Consider the following 17,290-nt stretch of genomic DNA (forward strand, 5'->3'; position numbering starts at 1 on the left):
AAAGATATATCATGAGACAATCTAAATACATCACAATCATCATGATGGCATGCACCCTGTTTTTCGCTTCTTGTAGCGATGAATACATGGAAAACATGAACACCGACCCTTCCAAGGCTGCTACCATCGACCCGAATGCACAGCTCACCACTGCCCAACTGCAAACATACGGAGACTTGGGCATGATAGAGATCTACCGTAACTACCATTATGCGTTCACCCAACAACTGATGGGATGCTGGAACACCACTAACTATGGTGGCCGCCACACAGTGGACAATAATGAAATGAGCCGTATCTGGACATCTTTCTACACCCAATCTCTGAAGAACATTACCGACGCTGAATATCGTACAGCCGAAGATGCAGAGAAAGTGAATATCAACTCTGTGCTCCGCATCTATCGGGTTTACCTGATGTCTATCATCACCGACACTTACGGAGACGCTCCTTTCAGTGAAGCCGGACTGGGATTCCTCGAAGGGAAGTTCAATCCGAAGTATGATAAACAGGAAGATATTTACAACGCTTTCTTTCTGGAACTGGAAGATGCCGTCAATAAAATCGATCCGTCCAAAGATAAAGTGACAGGCGACCTCATCTATGCCGGTGATGTGGTTAAATGGCAACAATTGGCAAACTCACTTCGCCTTCGTTTTGCCATGCGAATCTCCAATGTCAACCCGACAAAGGCACAAACGGAATTTGAAAACGCTTTAACTGCCAACGGCGGTGTGATAACGGACGCTTCCGGCGACGCTCTCATCAAATACATGACAATAGCATTTAGTTTCGGACAAGAAGCTTACTCTGACTACCGCGGAAATTCATTGCCGCAACTGTTGTTCGGCAACGACCCCGCCAACAATCCAAGTTATCTCTGCTCTACCTTCTTTAATCAGCTATACAACTCCGGCGATCCCCGTACATTCAGAATTTCCCGTTGCTATTACGACGGACTGATGAGTGCCACCAGTACCGACAATCGTGTCGACATCACTCAAGAGATGATTGACAAAGGAATTGCTTTCAGTCCGCGCGACCCGGGTGCTTATTCGTGGGAACCGTGGCCTACGGGTTACGACAGCGATATTTGTGCAGCATTAGCCGTCAACAATCCTGCCGTCACGGCGACTATGGCCCGTGAAGTGGAACCCAAACTTGCCAATAATTTCCTTAAAAGCGACAATCCGGGTGTAGTGATGACCTCTGCAGAAGTGAAGTTGCTGATGGCGGAAGCTACCGTAAAAAAATGGAACGTCGGCAGTGTTTCGGCAGAAAATCTGTACAAGCAAGGAGTGCGTGCGGCTATGGATTTCCTGACAGACAACTACGATTGCACGGCTATCACCGATGAAGAGTTTGATGCATTCATTCAAAACAAAGGGGCTTTCGGGCACACGGACAATCAGAAACTCGAAGCCATCAACACACAGGCATGGATTCTTCACTTCACCAACCCTGCCGAATGTTGGGCAAATGTGCGTCGTTCCGGTTATCCGAAATTGAAATCACCGGCAGAATATGGTTTTGGACAATATCTCACCGGTGGCACGGACATTCCGGTTCGCCTCTGCTATCCTGTATTGGAATCTTCATACAATAAGAATAACTATAACGAAGCCATTGAACGTATGGGAGGAACAGATAATTGGCATATCCTTCTGTGGTGGGATACTGAAAACTAACTATTAAATAATCATCCATTATGAAAAAGATATATATTGCACTATTTGCCCTACTCGCTGTAGGCTCCACATTTACTGCATGCACCGACGAAGAACCGTTCGCTACGGTAACAGAGAATGATGATCCGCATATCCTTGATCCGGTGTTCCCTGACAGAACAAATGGTCAATTGGCTACATTCGCCAACATCAGCCGGGATGCAAATCTATCCATCTCGCTGACCGTGACTCCGAAAGATTACACCACAGTCACGTGGTTTATTGACGGGCAGGAAGTAGAATCGGGTACCGGCTCCGACAAGGAAATGAACCGCAGTCTGAAAGCCGGTACATATAATTTGAAGATAGAAGTAGAAACCGTGAAAGGGAAAAAGACTTCCCGTGAAGGATTGGTATTGGTCAATCCATTGGCAGATGACCCCCAATCCAAGGAAGTAGCCTTTGAACGGATTGTATCTCCCGGTAAGACTGCCCGTCTATATGGCAGTAATCTACAGAACGTAACAGCCATCCTCTTGGGAGGAAGCACGGTCACCGATCCCACTTATGTTGAATCGGAAGATGGGGAATATCTGGAATACACTGTTCCGACAGACGTAAACGAAGGCGATTACCGCATCGTTCTGCAAGATTCCGAAGGCAATGAATATGGAGCCGACATGGTAAAAGTGACTAAGTCTTCCTTAATCATTTCGGGAGCCAACCGGGCTACTGCCAACACGGACTGGACCATTTCCGGCATCAATCTCGACAACATCGCTTCTCTAACCATCGGCGGGCAGACAGTGTCTCAATTCAACAACCAATCTTCTACGGAGATTACGCTGACTTGTCCGGATTTGTCTGATGGAAGCTATACGATGACAGGCAAGACCCGTAGCGGAGAGGCTGTACAGTTCTTGAACGATAATACTACGACTACCGAGCAGACTGTTACCGTATCTACCGAAATAACGCTTTGGTCGGGACATCATTACGTTTCGTGGGATAAGCCGGACGGTGATCCCAACAAGAGTTTCGGTCTGATTCCGAAGGATGTGTTTGCCGGTATCACAGCCGGATCAACACTGAAAGTAGTCTACTCCATAGAGCCTACTGCCGAATATCATCAGATGCAACTTGCCACAGGTTGGTGGGCTGGTCTGGCAGATAAGATAGAATTTACGGAAAACGGTGAATACATACTGGTACTGACACAAGACATGCTGAATAAGATTCAAACTGAAGACGGATTCTTATGTACGGGACATGGCTATTATGTAGATTTAATAACCGTGAAATAATGAATGACAGATTGGATAAACTACGCTACTTAAAAAATAAATCATAATGAAACTAAGAAATATTATCTTAATGTCCGCATCCATTGCAATGACTGCCTGTTCCAAACAGGCAGTCCCCACTGCCATTCCTGAAGACGCAAAAATAGAGCAACAAGTGGAAGAGCTTCTATCAAAGATGGACCTTGACGCCAAGATAGGGCAAATGACCGAGCTTGCCATTGATGTATTGGGAGATATAGTGAATGGAGAATTCCAACTGGACGAGACAAAACTCCACAAAGCGATTGCCGAATATAAGGTAGGTTCGTTTCTTAACGCTCCCGGCCCTGTGGCACAAAGCCCGGAAAAATGGAACGAAATTATCAGTCGGATACAAGAACTGTCGATGAAAGAGATTGGCATTCCATGCATCTACGGATTGGATCAAAATCATGGTACTACCTATACATTAGGAGGCACCCTCTTTCCCCAGAACATCAATATGGGTGCTGCGTTCAATCCAGAATTGGCCTACGAAGCGGCACGTGTAACGGCTTATGAGACAAGAGCAAGCAATTGTCCCTGGACATACTCCCCCACTGTCGATATGGCGCGCGATCCCCGTTGGCCACGTGTGTGGGAAAACTATGGAGAAGACTGTTTAGTCAATGCCATTATGGGCAGTAATGCTGTTCGAGGCTTTCAGGGAGACGATCCTAACCATATTCCCGCTGATCGGATTGCTACATCCGTAAAACATTACATGGGATACAGCATACCACGTACCGGCAAAGACCGCACACCGGCTTATATATCCGTTTCCGAACTGCGTGAGAAATGCTTTGCTCCGTTCAAGGCCTGTGTAGAAGCAGGCGCACTGACTATAATGGTCAACAGCGGTTCCATCAACGGGAAGCCTGTGCATGCCGACCACGAACTCCTTACAAAATGGCTGAAAGAGGACTTGGGATGGGACGGAATGTTGATCACCGACTGGGCGGACATCAACAATCTTTATACCCGCGAACATGTGGCAGCGGATAAGAAAGAAGCCATCGAAATGGCAATTAATGCAGGCATAGACATGGCTATGGAACCGTATGATCTCAATTATTGTACATTACTAAAAGAGTTGGTGCAAGAAAAGAAAGTACCCATGAGCCGCATTGACGATGCCGTCCGCCGCGTACTTAGATTAAAGTTCCGCCTGGGTCTGTTCGACCATCCGAATACCTTGCTGAAAGACTATCCTCTCTTCGGTAGCAAGGAGCATGCACTTATCGCACTTCATGCAGCCGAAGAATCGGAAGTATTGCTAAAGAATAAGGATAACATCCTTCCGCTTCCTCAAGGAAAAAAGATACTGGTAACCGGTCCGAACGCTAACTCCATGCGTTGCTTGAACGGCGGTTGGAGCTATTCATGGCAAGGACATCTGACCGACAGATTTGCCGACAAGTATAACACCATTTATGAAGCAATCTGCAACAAATTCGGAACCGATCATGTCCGTCTGGAACAGGGAGTAACCTACAAACCCGAAGGTGCTTACATGGAAGAAAATGAACCGGAAATCGAGAAAGCTGTCGCAGCAGCCCGCAATGTGGATATTATTATCGCCTGTATCGGCGAAAATTCGTATTGCGAAACACCCGGTAACCTTTCCGAACTTGCTATCTCTGCCAACCAAAGCAAATTGGTAAAGGCACTTGCCGTTACGGAAAAACCGATTATCCTGATACTCAACGAAGGCCGTCCCCGTATTATCAACGACTTGGAACCATTGGTTGATGCTGTTATTAACGTTCTATTACCCGGAAACTACGGTGGCGACGCATTGGCAAACATTCTGGCAGGAGACGTGAACCCCAGTGCCAAGATGCCTTACACATATCCGCGACACGAAGCAGCACTGACCACCTACGATTATCGGGTGAGCGAGGAAATGGACAAGATGGAAGGAGCTTACGACTACAATGCGGTAGTCTCCGTTCAATGGCCTTTCGGATATGGATTGAGCTACACTACCTTTGAATACAGCAACTTCCAAACGGACAAGTCCTCGTTTAGCACAGGAGATAAGTTGCACTTTTCCATAGACGTAACCAATACCGGTAAATATGCCGGAAAAGAAGTCGTCATGCTGTTCAGCAGTGATCTTGTGGCCTCGCTTACTCCTGAAAACCGCAGGTTACGAGCCTTCAAAAAGGTAGAACTGCAACCGGGCGAAACTCAAACCGTCACTCTATCCATCAAAGACAGCGACCTAGCTTTTGTCAATGCTGATGGACAATGGGTGCTGGAACAGGGAGATTTTCGTATGCAATGCGGAAATCAAGTATTGACGATTACTTATAAATAAGCATTTATAAGTAAGTGTACATTATTAGTGCAAACTGCTCCTTTTGATTCAAATGATTGTATGTCTACAACAAAAGACAATCGTTTGAATCAAAAAGAGCAGTTATTTTTATCTGAAAGAAAGCAGTATTATCACAAAGGATATTCCTCAAAAGCATACAAAATGGTAGACAGATAACGTTCACCTGTATCAGGCAATAACGCAACGATCATCTTTCCCGCATTTTCCGGTCGCTTCGCCAGTTCCGTAGCAGCATATACAGCTGCCCCCGAAGATATGCCGACCAACAACCCTTCTTGCTTGGCCAGTTCACGACTCGTACGAATAGCATCGTCATTCTGCACCTGAATAATTTCATCTACGACAGAGGCTTTGTACGTTTTAGGAATAAATCCTGCACCGATCCCCTGAATCTTATGAGGACCAGGTTTTCCTCCCGACAGTACCGGAGAATCAGATGGTTCCACTGCCACTATCTTTATACTCGGATCACGCATCTTCAACGCTTCACCTACACCGCTAACTGTCCCGCCAGTACCTACACCTGCTACAAAGATATCGACTTTCCCCTCGGTATCTCTCCATATTTCCAAACCGGTAGTTCGTAAATGCATAGCAGGGTTAGCAGGATTCTCGAACTGTTGTAGGATGACAGCTCCCGGAGTTACAGCTTTTAATTCTTCCGCTTTGGCAATTGCCCCTTTCATGCCATCCGCACCAGGAGTCAGCACTAATTCCGCTCCCAAGGCTTTCAAAAGATTACGTCGCTCAATACTCATTGTATCAGGCATCGTCAGAATCAGTTTATAGCCTTTCGCTGCCGAAACAAAAGCCAATCCTACACCAGTATTTCCGCTGGTCGGTTCAATGATCGTTGCTCCGGGTTGTAAGACACCTTTCGTTTCAGCATCCTCAATCATAGCCAATGCAATACGGTCCTTAACACTTCCCGCAGGATTAAAAGATTCAATCTTTACAATCAGACGAGCTTTCAAATCATTACTCCTGTTATAATTGCTAAGTTCCAACAACGGAGTATTACCTACCAAATCCGTCAATTTTCTTGCTATCTTTTCCATATATATCTGTTTTTAATTTCTTTTGTTTTTAATATAGTACAAAGATAGTGGAGATTCTGTTCAAGGTAAATACCACATATATGGTAAATTCATACCATACATATCTGACTTTCTACCAGATACTACAATAGAAAGTCAGCCCTCATAGGACTAAATGTATCAATCAATACACCTGCTTCCAGACAAACGCATCCATGAGGCTGATCAGGTTCTACATAATAACCGTCGCCCGTAGAGAGAATTTCTTTCCGGTCGCCAATGCTCAATTCAAACTTGCCGCTTGCGACATAAGTAGCCTGGCTATGATAATGTTGATGCATAGAACCGACGGCACCTTTCTCAAATTCCACTTTCACCATCATCAGTTGCCCGTCATACCCCATTATCTGGCGGCGGATTCCCGGAGCCGGTTTATCCCAATCCAATTCTTTCTCAAACTGAAAAGCATCACTACGTGTTTTCATCTTCCAATCTATTATTATTTATAACTATATTATTTAAACCTCTTCACATAATCTACAATCAGATAGCAAGCCGGACCGAGCACCTGACCATGATCGAATCCCTGCATTTCATACAACGTCACTTTTTTATTACCTATACTTTTCAGGACAGCTTCCAACAGTGCATTTTCTTCATATCTTGCCGCCATCTCCAGATGCTTGTCACCCGTTATCAGTACAAGAGGGGCTGTTTCCTTGCGGGCCTTATTTACCGGAGCATATTCATCAACCACCGGAATACCGTTGGGCAAACCACGCTCCTTGCGAATAGTGAAATGTGTCACCGTCTGGCCACTGACCGGAAGATAAGCAGCTACGCTATCAGCATCTGCTCCGTATGCTGCCATATACTTTTTATCCATTGCCAGAATCAACGAAAGATAACCTCCCGCAGAATGACCGGAAACAAAAATTCGGCCCTTACGGCCACCATACTTCTCGATGTTCTTGAAAACCCATGCCACAGCTTCAGCCGCATCCTCAATATAAGCCGGATTTTTCGCTTTCGGACTCAAACGATAATTTACCGCCACTACTGCAAACCCTTGTTCTGTCAGTTCTTTGGGGATAAATTTATTTCCACCTTCCATACCACCGCCGTGAAACCAGACGATAGTTGAAAAACCCTTCTTATTTTCGGGATAATAAATATCCAGTTTGCAACGTTCCAGTCGATAGGCATCCATTTCGGAACCAGAAACATAAGATATATCCTTGTCGGTGCGATAAACAGTTTGTGCTTGAGCAATGCAAGTACAAAGCAAAAAGAGAAGAAGGCAAATCTTTTTCATGACTTTATTTATTTTCAATGATTCAGTATTACATTAACTATCAACCTAAACAGTTCATTCTTTTTTCAGACAGGAACAAAGATAAGACCTTATTCCAAGAACATAAGTAAAAAAGACTAAAAAAAGAGCTCATACTATTGATTGGGTAAAGTTCCAACTTGGACAAACGCTATTCAATTTACCACTTCGAAATGAAAAATCACTTATTGATATTGTTTTTAACAATAACTTTAGCATTAATAATATCACGCTTATCAATGTACAATTCAGGCTTCTCACCTGCGCTTTCCACCAAAGCTTCAATAGTGATATATTCATCCGGCAACCATTGTTTAAAATATAGGGCGTTATCTTTCAACTCGGCTATACTATTATCTGTTGCGGATATTTGAATAATCTGTTTTATATTTCTCGTATACAAAGGAAGTCCATGCCCTTTAGTCACCAAAGATGACTGGGCTCCCTCACCCACAATATTCTGATTTCCTGTATTTTTTAGCATATAACATATTCTCCAAAGATTTTCAATGGGCGTCGTATCTTCATACTTCACAAAAACTGCAAGGCCCGGAACATTCGGTCTTTGTGTCAATAACGTATTTTCCATACAGTAAATCGTCACTCTGGTTTTTCTTCTTGACATGTGTGCCAAAAAGACTGTAAATAGTGCACTGATAATAGCACATATTATAGAATTTATAGTTCCCATGGTATATCTATTTTCTATTTGTTAGCCTGATTAATTGCTGTGTACAATACTCTAACTGTTCATTGACAAACTCCAGTCTCTTCTCTAATTTTTCAATTCTTTGCAGAGTTGCTTCTACATCAACTTCCACTCTTTCAATCTTCTCCTCCACATATTTGACAGTCTGCCAATCATACTTATTGTTTCGAACCTCCTCCTGCGTAGCAATATAAGCCGGGCAACTATTTTCCTGCCAAACCTGTTCACCACTAAGAAAACCCTTGTAAGTGTTTAAAAGCTGTTCGACCATTGCATCCGAAAGTTTATAAATACCTTTATTCGAAATATATCCTTTACGCGCATCCATAAACAAAGTCTGCGTCATCTCCCTGTTTTTTCTGAAAACAAGAATAGCCGTAGAAATAGCCGTACCGTAAAACAGATTTTGCGGTAACTCAATAACCGTTTCAAGCAAATTATGCTCAATAATCTGATGCCGTATCTTACTTTCACTGGTACGAAACAAAACCCCCGCCGGAACCACGACAACAGCCCGCCCATTAGGTTTCAAACTTGCCAGAATATGACTAATATATGCCCATGTAGCCTGACTTCTAGGAGGAATACCATATTGAAAGCGTTCATAACGATCAAACTCAGCTTCCTCTATTGCCCATTTATCTGCAAATGGTGGTATAGAAACAACAATATCAAACTGCTTTAACCGGTCGCCATCCGTCAGTTTAGGATTACTAAGGCTATCTCCCCAAAAAAAAGTGGAATCTTTGAATCCATTCAACATCAGATTCATTTTTGTCAATGCATATTGATTCCAGTTTGCCTCTTGCCCGAAAATACCAACTCCTCTGATTCCAACCCTTTTACCAACTTCAACTAGTAGAGTACCACTGCCGGATACCGGATCACACAAACTATTATTATCTTTATTATTACCTATCAATTCCGCCACCAAACCAATAACCTCTTTAGGAGTAAGGACATTACTTATCTTCTTACCCGCCTCTTCGGCAAAAATGTACAATAACTGATTATATAAAGCACCGATATCCATTAACTTACCGGCATCATCTGTTAATGTCAGTTTCTGAAACAGACGAAGAAGTTCATGCAATTTACCCAATCTCTCATTCGTATCTCCCAATATATTACTTTCGAAGTTGATGGCTCTATTAATTTCATAACCTTCAATTACACGGCTGTTTGCTTGCTCTAATTCATAAAGAGCAACATTGATCAACTTACCAAGCTCCGCCGAGCCAAGTTGTTTGTAAAGATAGTCAAAAGAACTACGTTCAGACACCAACAACCGGAGGAGAGGTTTATTCTCATCCGATTGAAAAGAATCGTTTGATTTGTAGTACTCATTTGCAGATTTCAGAAATAGCAGAGCCAGTACATAATCCTTATACTGATTGACAGAAAGCGTTCCACCTAAAATTTGTTTCGCCTTACTCGCTATATAATATGCAATTTCTATCATAACATGTTTCATTTTAAAGAATCCATCAACAACTGTTCCTGCAAACTCCGTTTTAGTTCATTGATTTCACTGTAAATACTTTCCCCCTCTCTTCTCAATTGATCCATCTGTACAATAAGCTGTTGTGTCTGCATAGAAGGTATGCCGATCTGAAGATCACTTAGTACCGATTGGGGAATTACCTGAATTCCTGTACCTACCGATGAGTTTTTCAATTTATTAAGAACAGATGGGGTATTGAGAAAACAGCAAAGAAATTCTGGTAGTATATCTTTTGATATAATACGTATAATAATGAATGACGAAGAAGCTACCATCTTTTCCACTAACCCATCATACAAAAAACAATAATTAGAGGCTCCTTTAGCCGCAAATAATAAATCATTTTTCCGTAACCAGTATTGATCACCAATCCCTCTATCCTCCACTGTAGTGATCCGACTGTAATCAGGTTTACTCCCCGGATTAATATCCTTAACCTGCAAATACTTTATATTACCTGCCGGATCACTTTTCATATATATGCCAGATTGCATAATGGCAATATCACTTATTCTCTTTATATCCTTTGATTTTCTATCCATACAATACAGTCCCTACTTAAACACACTATTCTAAAAAGTTAAAGAATAAATTTCAGTTATCAATTCAATTACACTGCAAATATATCACTCTTTTTGATATATCAATGCAATATGAGGAAAATAAAAACACAAAAAATGAAAATTACTTTTATAACTTCTTCTAATTAAAAACAAAATAAAGTAGGGACCCTACTAAGTAAGAATAAGTAAATATTAACCGGAAAGATATAGTTGCATCTCATCCATACTCACATATAAGCACCCGCTGTCTATAGCCGAACATTCAGTACCGAACGCCCCTCCATCAATAAGTGTCTTTTAAATAATTATACACTTGATAATATATACTTTCAATGTTCTATTTTTAATATTCTGTAGGGAAATAGCTAATTAGAAAATAATGAACCAGAAAATAAACTGCATAAATAAATGCATGAGTATACAGAAAGATGCCTAATATTGCATAAAGGCAAACAGAATATGCATCTTTCTCTATTTAGAAACCGTTCATTGCTTTAAAACCAATGAAGTGTTCCTCGGTGTGCATCGACTTGTTCTTCACCGAGGAAGCTATCGCTCCTCGGTGAAGAAGATAAAAATGGACTATTAAGAAGCATTTTTTCTCTAGTTTAACATAATATATCGGAAAGGAAAAAACAATAAAATGATTAGTTATTCGGGCATCTACTCGCCAAATAACAAAAATAATCAAAAATCTACCGCAGCTCGATTGGTATATTTTCGAAACAGCAGAAATAAAAAATCGTGTAATTACAAATGCTGGACATTTTCCGGCTTTTCTTTACCAAACTGCAATTCACGTACTTCTCCAATGATTAAATATTCCTTTTTTAAGAATCATCATTTTTTAAGAAGGCTACTGATTTCTTCAAAAGGCTCTTTCAACTTTTATCCTTCAATAGCTCTTTTGTCTTATCCGCCAAAAACAGAGGGATATTAATCAAATTACCATCTTGTTTCAAATTCAGCATTGAATACCGGATCCGGCAAGCAGGCTGGAAAAGCTTCTCATACTGAACCAGACTTTTACCTGTTATACTCTGGTCAGCTTTCACTTCTATCGGATAAATATGATTATCGTATTGAAGCAGAAAATCCACTTCAGCCTTATTGCCGGAAGTCCAATACCGAAAAGATGCCTGGAACTGCGCTGTAAGACTCTGCAACACATAATTCTCTGCCAAAGCTCCCTTATATTCCATATACCCGGGAGTAGACAGAAGCAAAACACTTGCATCCAGCTCCGACAACTGCCTTAACAGTCCTACATCTAATGCGTAAAGTTTAAATGTACTCAAATCATCATATGCTTTCAATGGTAATTTGGGTGATTTGCTCAATACAACTTTGTTGATAAGTCCCGCCTGCTCCAACCACAAAATAGCATCTTCATACTCACGAGCACGGGCGCCGGGACGTACCAACTGATAAACAAACTTACGGTTCTCCTTCGCCAATTGTGAAGGCAGGGAATTCCATACATAATTAATGCGGGGAGCCAATGCCGATGTAGTATGTTTTACAAAATCCAGTGCATAGTCATTCAAGATATCCCGAAGTGCCGAATCCACCTTTTCCATATCATTGAAGTCAATCATCAGAGTAGCAGGTTCGGGCATACCACCACAAATGGAATAGGCAACAAATGATTCACGCAACTTATCGAAAAATATTTGAGGAAGAGGAACTATTTCCTTAATAGAACGCATATACTCATACATATTCAAATCTTTTGTCTTCAGAAATTCCGTAAAAGTAAGCGGATACATGGACAGATGATTCACCTTTCCCACCGGAAAGGAATTGCCAATATGATTCAAATAAATACCTAATAAAGAACCTGCACAAGCTACCGCATATTCGGGAGCTTCCTCACAAAAATATTTCAGTGCGTTCAGTGCTTCATTACATTCCTGAATCTCATCCAATATGAGTAAAGTCGTTTGAGGATTGATTTTCTTTCCATGCAAGAAAGACAATTGCTGAATAATCCGCCTAGGGTCTTTGGTCGTTTTAAAGATATCGCAAAGCCCGCTTTCATCCTTATCCAAACTAAAATAGGCGACATCCTCGAAATATTCCTTCCCGAAATATTTCAAAGCCCATGTCTTTCCTACTTGACGAGCCCCGTGAATAACGAGCGGTTTCCTGTTCACGTCCATTTTCCATGCTGCCAATTGCCTGAGAATATCTCTTTCGAACATAATGAATCACATTTTTGATATCAGAAATGTGATAATTTACACATTTCTGATATGAGTTTCGTGCGAATATACACATTATCCACATAAAACGAAAGAAAAGTTCTGAATATTAGCTTACCAACAGCTCACTGCTTAGTTAAAAAGCAATCATAATCTGTTCATCACCCCCCTTATCAGGTATTCGCACACTACATACACCGGTTTCTTTATCCCAATTCCATAATACAGATTCCGTATCATTCTCCAAATTTTCTTCCAAGCGTTCCGGTTTTACCTTTTTTATCTTCTTTCCTTTAACAGTTACCTCTTTCGGAGCTTTCACAGAATAAATACGGAATAATAGATTTCTCGGACCAGGGACAGTGTAACCTTTTCCTTCACGGGCAGAGACAGTCAATTCATATCCATTCGCCAAAGTATTACAAACAATCGGCGTTTTGACAAATTCATCACGCTGATATCCTAAGTCTTCCCCTTCATCCTCGTAGAGAGTAAAAATAGCCTGTGCACCTTCCTGTGCGGGAAAGACTTCAAAAGTAAGTGGATATACCGGTTTCTCATAAGTGTAGTTCATCACCGGCATGGTGGGGATGATAGAACCTTGCTTCACAAACATAGGAACAGAAGACAAGGGAGCATCAACCGTAGTCCACTGCTCTCCGGTGTAGACTGTCTGCTTGTTGTTGTAGTCTATCCATGTACCTTCGGGAAGATACACGTTCTTTGTGCGGGCACCTTTCTTCACCACAGGGGCTACCAGTAATTCACGACCGAACATAAATTGAGCATCCGTAGAAAAAGTTTCCATATCCATTGGATATTCGAGAAACAGAGGGCGCATGATAGGCAATCCTGTATCATAAGCCTCACGGGCATAAGTATAGATATAGGGCAATAAACGATATTTCAACTCGATAGCTGCCTTTGCGTTCTTTTCTGCTTCGGGACCGAAAAGCCACGGTTCCACCGGATTATCTCCCTCATGGTGAATACGGCTCAAAGGATTGAATGCCCCGAACTGTATCCAACGGGTATAGAGTTCCGCCATAGCCGGATAATCCTCAATATCTCCACAGTAACCGGTAATATCACAGGAAGAAAACGGTATCAATCCTAATCCGGCGGAAAGCATTACAGGAATCTGATTGGCTAACTGTCCCCAACCTTGCAGTACATCGTCTCCGTTTCCGCTATCACCCGTCCAGCCGAACGTATAACGTTGCAGCCCTGCATAAGCAGCACGAGTCATTTGGAACACACGACGGTCCGGATTCCTCTTTTCAAATTGTTCTTTCACCACTTTATCCCAAGTCAATCCATAGACATTATGGATTTCATCGTGCATACCCAGATGGTGTTTCATGACGAGACGTTCCGTCTGCTCTTCGTTACTCCAGGCAGGTTCGCCCATGTCCGTCCAGAAGCCGGAGATACCATCGTCAATCGGTTTCTGCTGATAGGTTCCCCACCAGTCGGCTACGGCAGGCAGGGTAAAATCCACTACTCCACAGTTGCCACCCCAAGGCCAGGGCATATCGTAGCTTTTGCCGTTCGTACTGTCCTTTACAAAATAACCCAAACGATCTGCTTCTTCCCATTGCTTTTTGTTGGCTTGTGCAATTACCGGATCTTGAGATACAACTACCTTAAAACCCATCCCTTTCAAATCCGAAAGCATCTTCTTCGGGTTCTCATAGTTTCCCTTGCGCCACTCGAAATCCTGCAAGTATTCCGTCCAGCCGATGTCCTGATAGATAATATCACAGGGGATTCCACGTTTCCGGTAACCCTCGGCTATTTCGCGGCTTAGCTTTTCGCTTGTCAGCAGACCACGGCATTGAGCAAAGCCCAGCGCCCATTTCGGAGGCATGATCGGTTTACCCGTCAGTCCGACGTATTGGCTGATAATCTCCTTATAGTCCTTGCCGAAGATAAAATAGTAGATCATTTCACCGTTCGGAGCTTCAAAGCTGTAATAGTCACGACTTTCCGTACCGAACTTAAATTCCGTTTTGTACGTATTATCAAGAAAAATACCATACCGATAGCTGCTCATAAAGAAAGGAATACTCTTGTAGAGCGGATCTTCCACTATACTGTAACAGGGCTTGTCACTGTTCCACATCTTATAAGATTCGCCACGACGGTCCATCTTTCCTGTCTTTTCTCCCAGTCCGAAGAAATGCTCGTCACGACGAAGCACTTTATATTCCATCTTCTTTGTTCCTTCACTCACATGCCCCTTGTCAGCATAATCACTAAACAGGAGTTTCTGATACTTATCAAATATCTGAAGACTCAACGGAGACTTATTTACCCGAATACGCAATTTCGGAGTAAAGATCTCGTAACAGGCTGCCTGTTCGTCCACATGGACGGTCCCTACATTTTCCAACTCTTCATTAATTACCGCGAAAGAGGCATTTTTTCGTTGCAGCTGTCCATCGGGCGAAAACCAAACTTTGACTACCGAAGGGCTACAAAGCTGTAGCTGCAACGCAGCACTGTCCGTCAGGTGAAAAGTCACCTGACGGCCTTGTTGTGTAAAAGAAGTGCATGTGCGCGCTGCACTTTCCGCCCACACCAATGTCGGGAATACCAAACACAACGCCCATACCCAGAATTTATATCTCATCTTCATACTTATCATTTCAGTTATTCTATCTACAGCCGCTTCATGCATTATTGCTCATATAGTAAATTAAGGCACGGATTACACGGATTAACGCTGTTGTTTTACATACTCCATCATTCTAAAAACCGTGAAATCCGTGCCTAATAATATAAGATTAGTTTGCTAGAAGACTTACAATCATTTTTATTCAGCCACAACCATTGTCCAGTATTTCAGAGACGGCAATGTGAAAGAAACAACTCCGTTCTCCTGCGTAAAAGCCAGTTCCTGCAAAGCGCCTCCATGTACATCAGGAGAGGCTACCCATAACTTGTTCACTTTGGCCGGCAGATTCATTTGTAAAGCAGCTTTCGTAATCAAGGTCGGTTCCGGCATCGTGCCGTCCACATCTCTCCAGCTAAGGCTGTTTGCCTGCGAGAAGTTAAGAAGATGTATCACCTGCTTGTTGCCTACCTGCTTGGTATAAGTAGTGACCGAACCTTGTTGGGGAGGCCATACATTCAGACTCATTTCCCCGTTGGTACAATTCATGGTGATACTATTCTCCGTACCTCCGTCACGAAGCAGATTCTGATAAGAAGTCAGGAAGTCATAATAATGAACCATCGCTGTTTTCAGCTCTTCGCTCATTGTCAGATTCTCATTCGGGAAGTACTCTTTGCACAACATGTGATCGCCTCCCAATTCCAGATGCGAACCGCCCAAAGCAAACATAACAGCATCCGTCAGCAGAATACCCGGCGTATTAAATTCCCCCCGGTTATCCGCCTTGTTATAATTCATATAAGCTGCAAAAACCGTATTCAACTGATAATCGCCATATACTCCATTTTCATAAAGAATAGCTTTCAGATCGGTAAAATCAGCCTCATCCGCCCATACTTCATTATAGAAGAAATCCACTTTATCCGTCTCCCCTATCTGACGGGCACCGTAACGGCTCACCGCATTCATCACCAAGCTCTTGTCCGGATGCACCTGCTTCATTGCATCTATAAAAGAGGCATATCCCTCACGCAAGTTAACAGGAATACCACTATAATTATAAAGCGTGCTACGTCGTCCCAACTGGTCTATCTGATAACCGTCGAAAGCAAAGTTTGCATATACATCGTCATTCCTTTCGCCCAGATATTTCTGCCATTCCTTGTTAGAAGGGTCTACCAGATAAATATTACTTTTCCATCCGCCCGGCAGATCGTGACTGTCTTTAGTAGTGTGAGAAGCATCCTTAAACAGATACCATTCCTCCTTCACTCCATCCGCAGCAGCATCCTTCAACGCTCCGAAACAAAGATTATAAAACATAGACTTCATACCGAAACGATGCTGCGCTTCAATGTAATTCCTCACCGAACTTGTATAAACCTCCCGGTTAGCGATATCCATATATACCTCATCCAACTGTACACGTGTACCGCCCAACGGCCAGTGATGTTTATTATGCCAATCCTGAAACTGCACCCAATTGATATGATGACGGTTCAGATACTCCATCTCTTCCTGTGTCTTTTCGGCTGTCTTCTCCTGACTGAAATCAGCGACAAAACCATAACGCGGGAAACGTGCCGGATCACTGGATACATCTACCGCAATCGTACCGACTATTACATCCGTTCCGTTCTCCTGACGATAAAGCTCTGCCATGTACCCTTTAAAATCAGTGGTAGGCGGCTGCCATGTCCAGCTCGTACCATTTACCGATTCTTCTCCCACCGTTTCACCCGAAAGACGATAACGTACTTTAGTTCCGGCAGGCAGAGCGTCATCCGCTGTAAACACCACTTTCTCTCCCGGTTTGTAGAAAGCCTTGTCTGTCGACAGGTCTACACTCAAATCCGATGTTACCGGAGTCACTTCGGTAACACCGCCCGAAGCTCCTCCATTCTGTTGGTTCGACTCATTATCATCACTGCAAGCCATACACAGGAAAGCAGCTACCAGATATATTATTTTTTTCATCTTGAATTCT

At 42.7% G+C, this 17,290-nt stretch carries 12 protein-coding genes; 3 read left to right on the forward strand and 9 right to left on the reverse strand.

Features of this window, described 5'->3' with window-relative positions; translation table 11 throughout:
- Positions 1 to 11: 11 nt before the first annotated feature.
- The 3 genes from AAHJ11_RS08195 to AAHJ11_RS08205 are packed head-to-tail and all read left to right on the forward strand — an operon-like array spanning position 12 to position 5,312.
- Entirely contained in the window at positions 12 to 1,688 is a 1,677-nt protein-coding gene (locus AAHJ11_RS08195; RefSeq protein WP_148367753.1) for a SusD/RagB family nutrient-binding outer membrane lipoprotein, read from the forward strand.
- Positions 1,689 to 1,708: 20 nt separating this feature from the next.
- Positions 1,709 to 2,971 (forward strand): hypothetical protein, encoded by a 1,263-nt coding sequence (locus AAHJ11_RS08200; RefSeq protein ID WP_148367754.1) that lies wholly within the window; start codon positions 1,709 to 1,711, stop codon positions 2,969 to 2,971.
- Positions 2,972 to 3,017: 46 nt separating this feature from the next.
- Entirely contained in the window at positions 3,018 to 5,312 is a 2,295-nt protein-coding gene (locus AAHJ11_RS08205) for a glycoside hydrolase family 3 N-terminal domain-containing protein (RefSeq protein WP_148367755.1), read from the forward strand.
- Between the two features lie 131 nt (positions 5,313 to 5,443).
- Here the strand turns inward: AAHJ11_RS08205 and cysK are convergent, their stop codons facing one another.
- From cysK to AAHJ11_RS08250, 9 genes are all read right to left on the reverse strand, one after another.
- Complete coding sequence (gene cysK / locus AAHJ11_RS08210; protein WP_148367756.1) at positions 5,444 to 6,391, reverse strand: cysteine synthase A; 948 nt, start codon at positions 6,389 to 6,391, stop codon at positions 5,444 to 5,446.
- 122 nt (positions 6,392 to 6,513) lie between these two features.
- Complete coding sequence (locus AAHJ11_RS08215; protein ID WP_217720814.1) at positions 6,514 to 6,855, reverse strand: cupin domain-containing protein; 342 nt, start codon at positions 6,853 to 6,855, stop codon at positions 6,514 to 6,516.
- Positions 6,856 to 6,884: 29 nt separating this feature from the next.
- Complete coding sequence (locus tag AAHJ11_RS08220; RefSeq protein ID WP_167511914.1) at positions 6,885 to 7,685, reverse strand: alpha/beta hydrolase; 801 nt, start codon at positions 7,683 to 7,685, stop codon at positions 6,885 to 6,887.
- 199 nt (positions 7,686 to 7,884) lie between these two features.
- Positions 7,885 to 8,394 (reverse strand): hypothetical protein, encoded by a 510-nt coding sequence (locus AAHJ11_RS08225; RefSeq protein WP_234131814.1) that lies wholly within the window; start codon positions 8,392 to 8,394, stop codon positions 7,885 to 7,887.
- A gap of 7 nt (positions 8,395 to 8,401) precedes the next feature.
- Positions 8,402 to 9,874: an N-6 DNA methylase gene (locus AAHJ11_RS08230; protein WP_234131813.1), complete on the reverse strand. Its 1,473-nt coding sequence runs from the start codon at positions 9,872 to 9,874 to the stop codon at positions 8,402 to 8,404.
- Between the two features lie 8 nt (positions 9,875 to 9,882).
- Complete coding sequence (locus AAHJ11_RS08235; protein WP_148367760.1) at positions 9,883 to 10,458, reverse strand: restriction endonuclease subunit S; 576 nt, start codon at positions 10,456 to 10,458, stop codon at positions 9,883 to 9,885.
- Positions 10,459 to 11,360: 902 nt separating this feature from the next.
- Positions 11,361 to 12,683 carry an ATP-binding protein gene (locus AAHJ11_RS08240; protein ID WP_148367761.1) on the reverse strand — a complete coding sequence of 441 codons (1,323 nt, stop codon included), beginning with the start codon at positions 12,681 to 12,683 and terminating at the stop codon, positions 11,361 to 11,363.
- Between the two features lie 136 nt (positions 12,684 to 12,819).
- Entirely contained in the window at positions 12,820 to 15,333 is a 2,514-nt protein-coding gene (locus tag AAHJ11_RS08245) for a glycoside hydrolase family 31 protein (protein ID WP_320974735.1), read from the reverse strand.
- A 168-nt stretch (positions 15,334 to 15,501) separates the two neighbouring features.
- Positions 15,502 to 17,280, reverse strand: coding sequence for a glycoside hydrolase family 66 protein (locus AAHJ11_RS08250; RefSeq protein WP_320974734.1), 1,779 nt, complete (start codon positions 17,278 to 17,280; stop codon positions 15,502 to 15,504).
- Positions 17,281 to 17,290: the final 10 nt, after the last annotated feature.

The organism is Bacteroides sp. 90-K9/2, assembly GCF_047310725.1.
Taxonomy (GTDB): Bacteria; Bacteroidota; Bacteroidia; order Bacteroidales; family Bacteroidaceae; genus Bacteroides; species Bacteroides vicugnae.

What these genes read in the sequence shown, in the direction of transcription:
- AAHJ11_RS08200 (WP_148367754.1), top strand. Translation starts at nt 1,709, where the DNA reads ATGAAAAAGATATATATTGCACTATTTGCCCTACTCGCTGTAGGCTCC.
- AAHJ11_RS08245 (WP_320974735.1), bottom strand. Translation starts at nt 15,333, where the DNA reads ATGATAAGTATGAAGATGAGATATAAATTCTGGGTATGGGCGTTGTGT.
- AAHJ11_RS08220 (WP_167511914.1), bottom strand. Translation starts at nt 7,685, where the DNA reads ATGAAAAAGATTTGCCTTCTTCTCTTTTTGCTTTGTACTTGCATTGCT.
- AAHJ11_RS08230 (WP_234131813.1), bottom strand. Translation starts at nt 9,874, where the DNA reads ATGATAGAAATTGCATATTATATAGCGAGTAAGGCGAAACAAATTTTA.
- AAHJ11_RS08215 (WP_217720814.1), bottom strand. Translation starts at nt 6,855, where the DNA reads ATGAAAACACGTAGTGATGCTTTTCAGTTTGAGAAAGAATTGGATTGG.
- AAHJ11_RS08225 (WP_234131814.1), bottom strand. Translation starts at nt 8,394, where the DNA reads ATGGGAACTATAAATTCTATAATATGTGCTATTATCAGTGCACTATTT.
- AAHJ11_RS08240 (WP_148367761.1), bottom strand. Translation starts at nt 12,683, where the DNA reads ATGTTCGAAAGAGATATTCTCAGGCAATTGGCAGCATGGAAAATGGAC.
- AAHJ11_RS08195 (WP_148367753.1), top strand. Translation starts at nt 12, where the DNA reads ATGAGACAATCTAAATACATCACAATCATCATGATGGCATGCACCCTG.
- AAHJ11_RS08235 (WP_148367760.1), bottom strand. Translation starts at nt 10,458, where the DNA reads ATGGATAGAAAATCAAAGGATATAAAGAGAATAAGTGATATTGCCATT.
- AAHJ11_RS08205 (WP_148367755.1), top strand. Translation starts at nt 3,018, where the DNA reads ATGAAACTAAGAAATATTATCTTAATGTCCGCATCCATTGCAATGACT.
- AAHJ11_RS08250 (WP_320974734.1), bottom strand. Translation starts at nt 17,280, where the DNA reads ATGAAAAAAATAATATATCTGGTAGCTGCTTTCCTGTGTATGGCTTGC.
- cysK (WP_148367756.1), bottom strand. Translation starts at nt 6,391, where the DNA reads ATGGAAAAGATAGCAAGAAAATTGACGGATTTGGTAGGTAATACTCCG.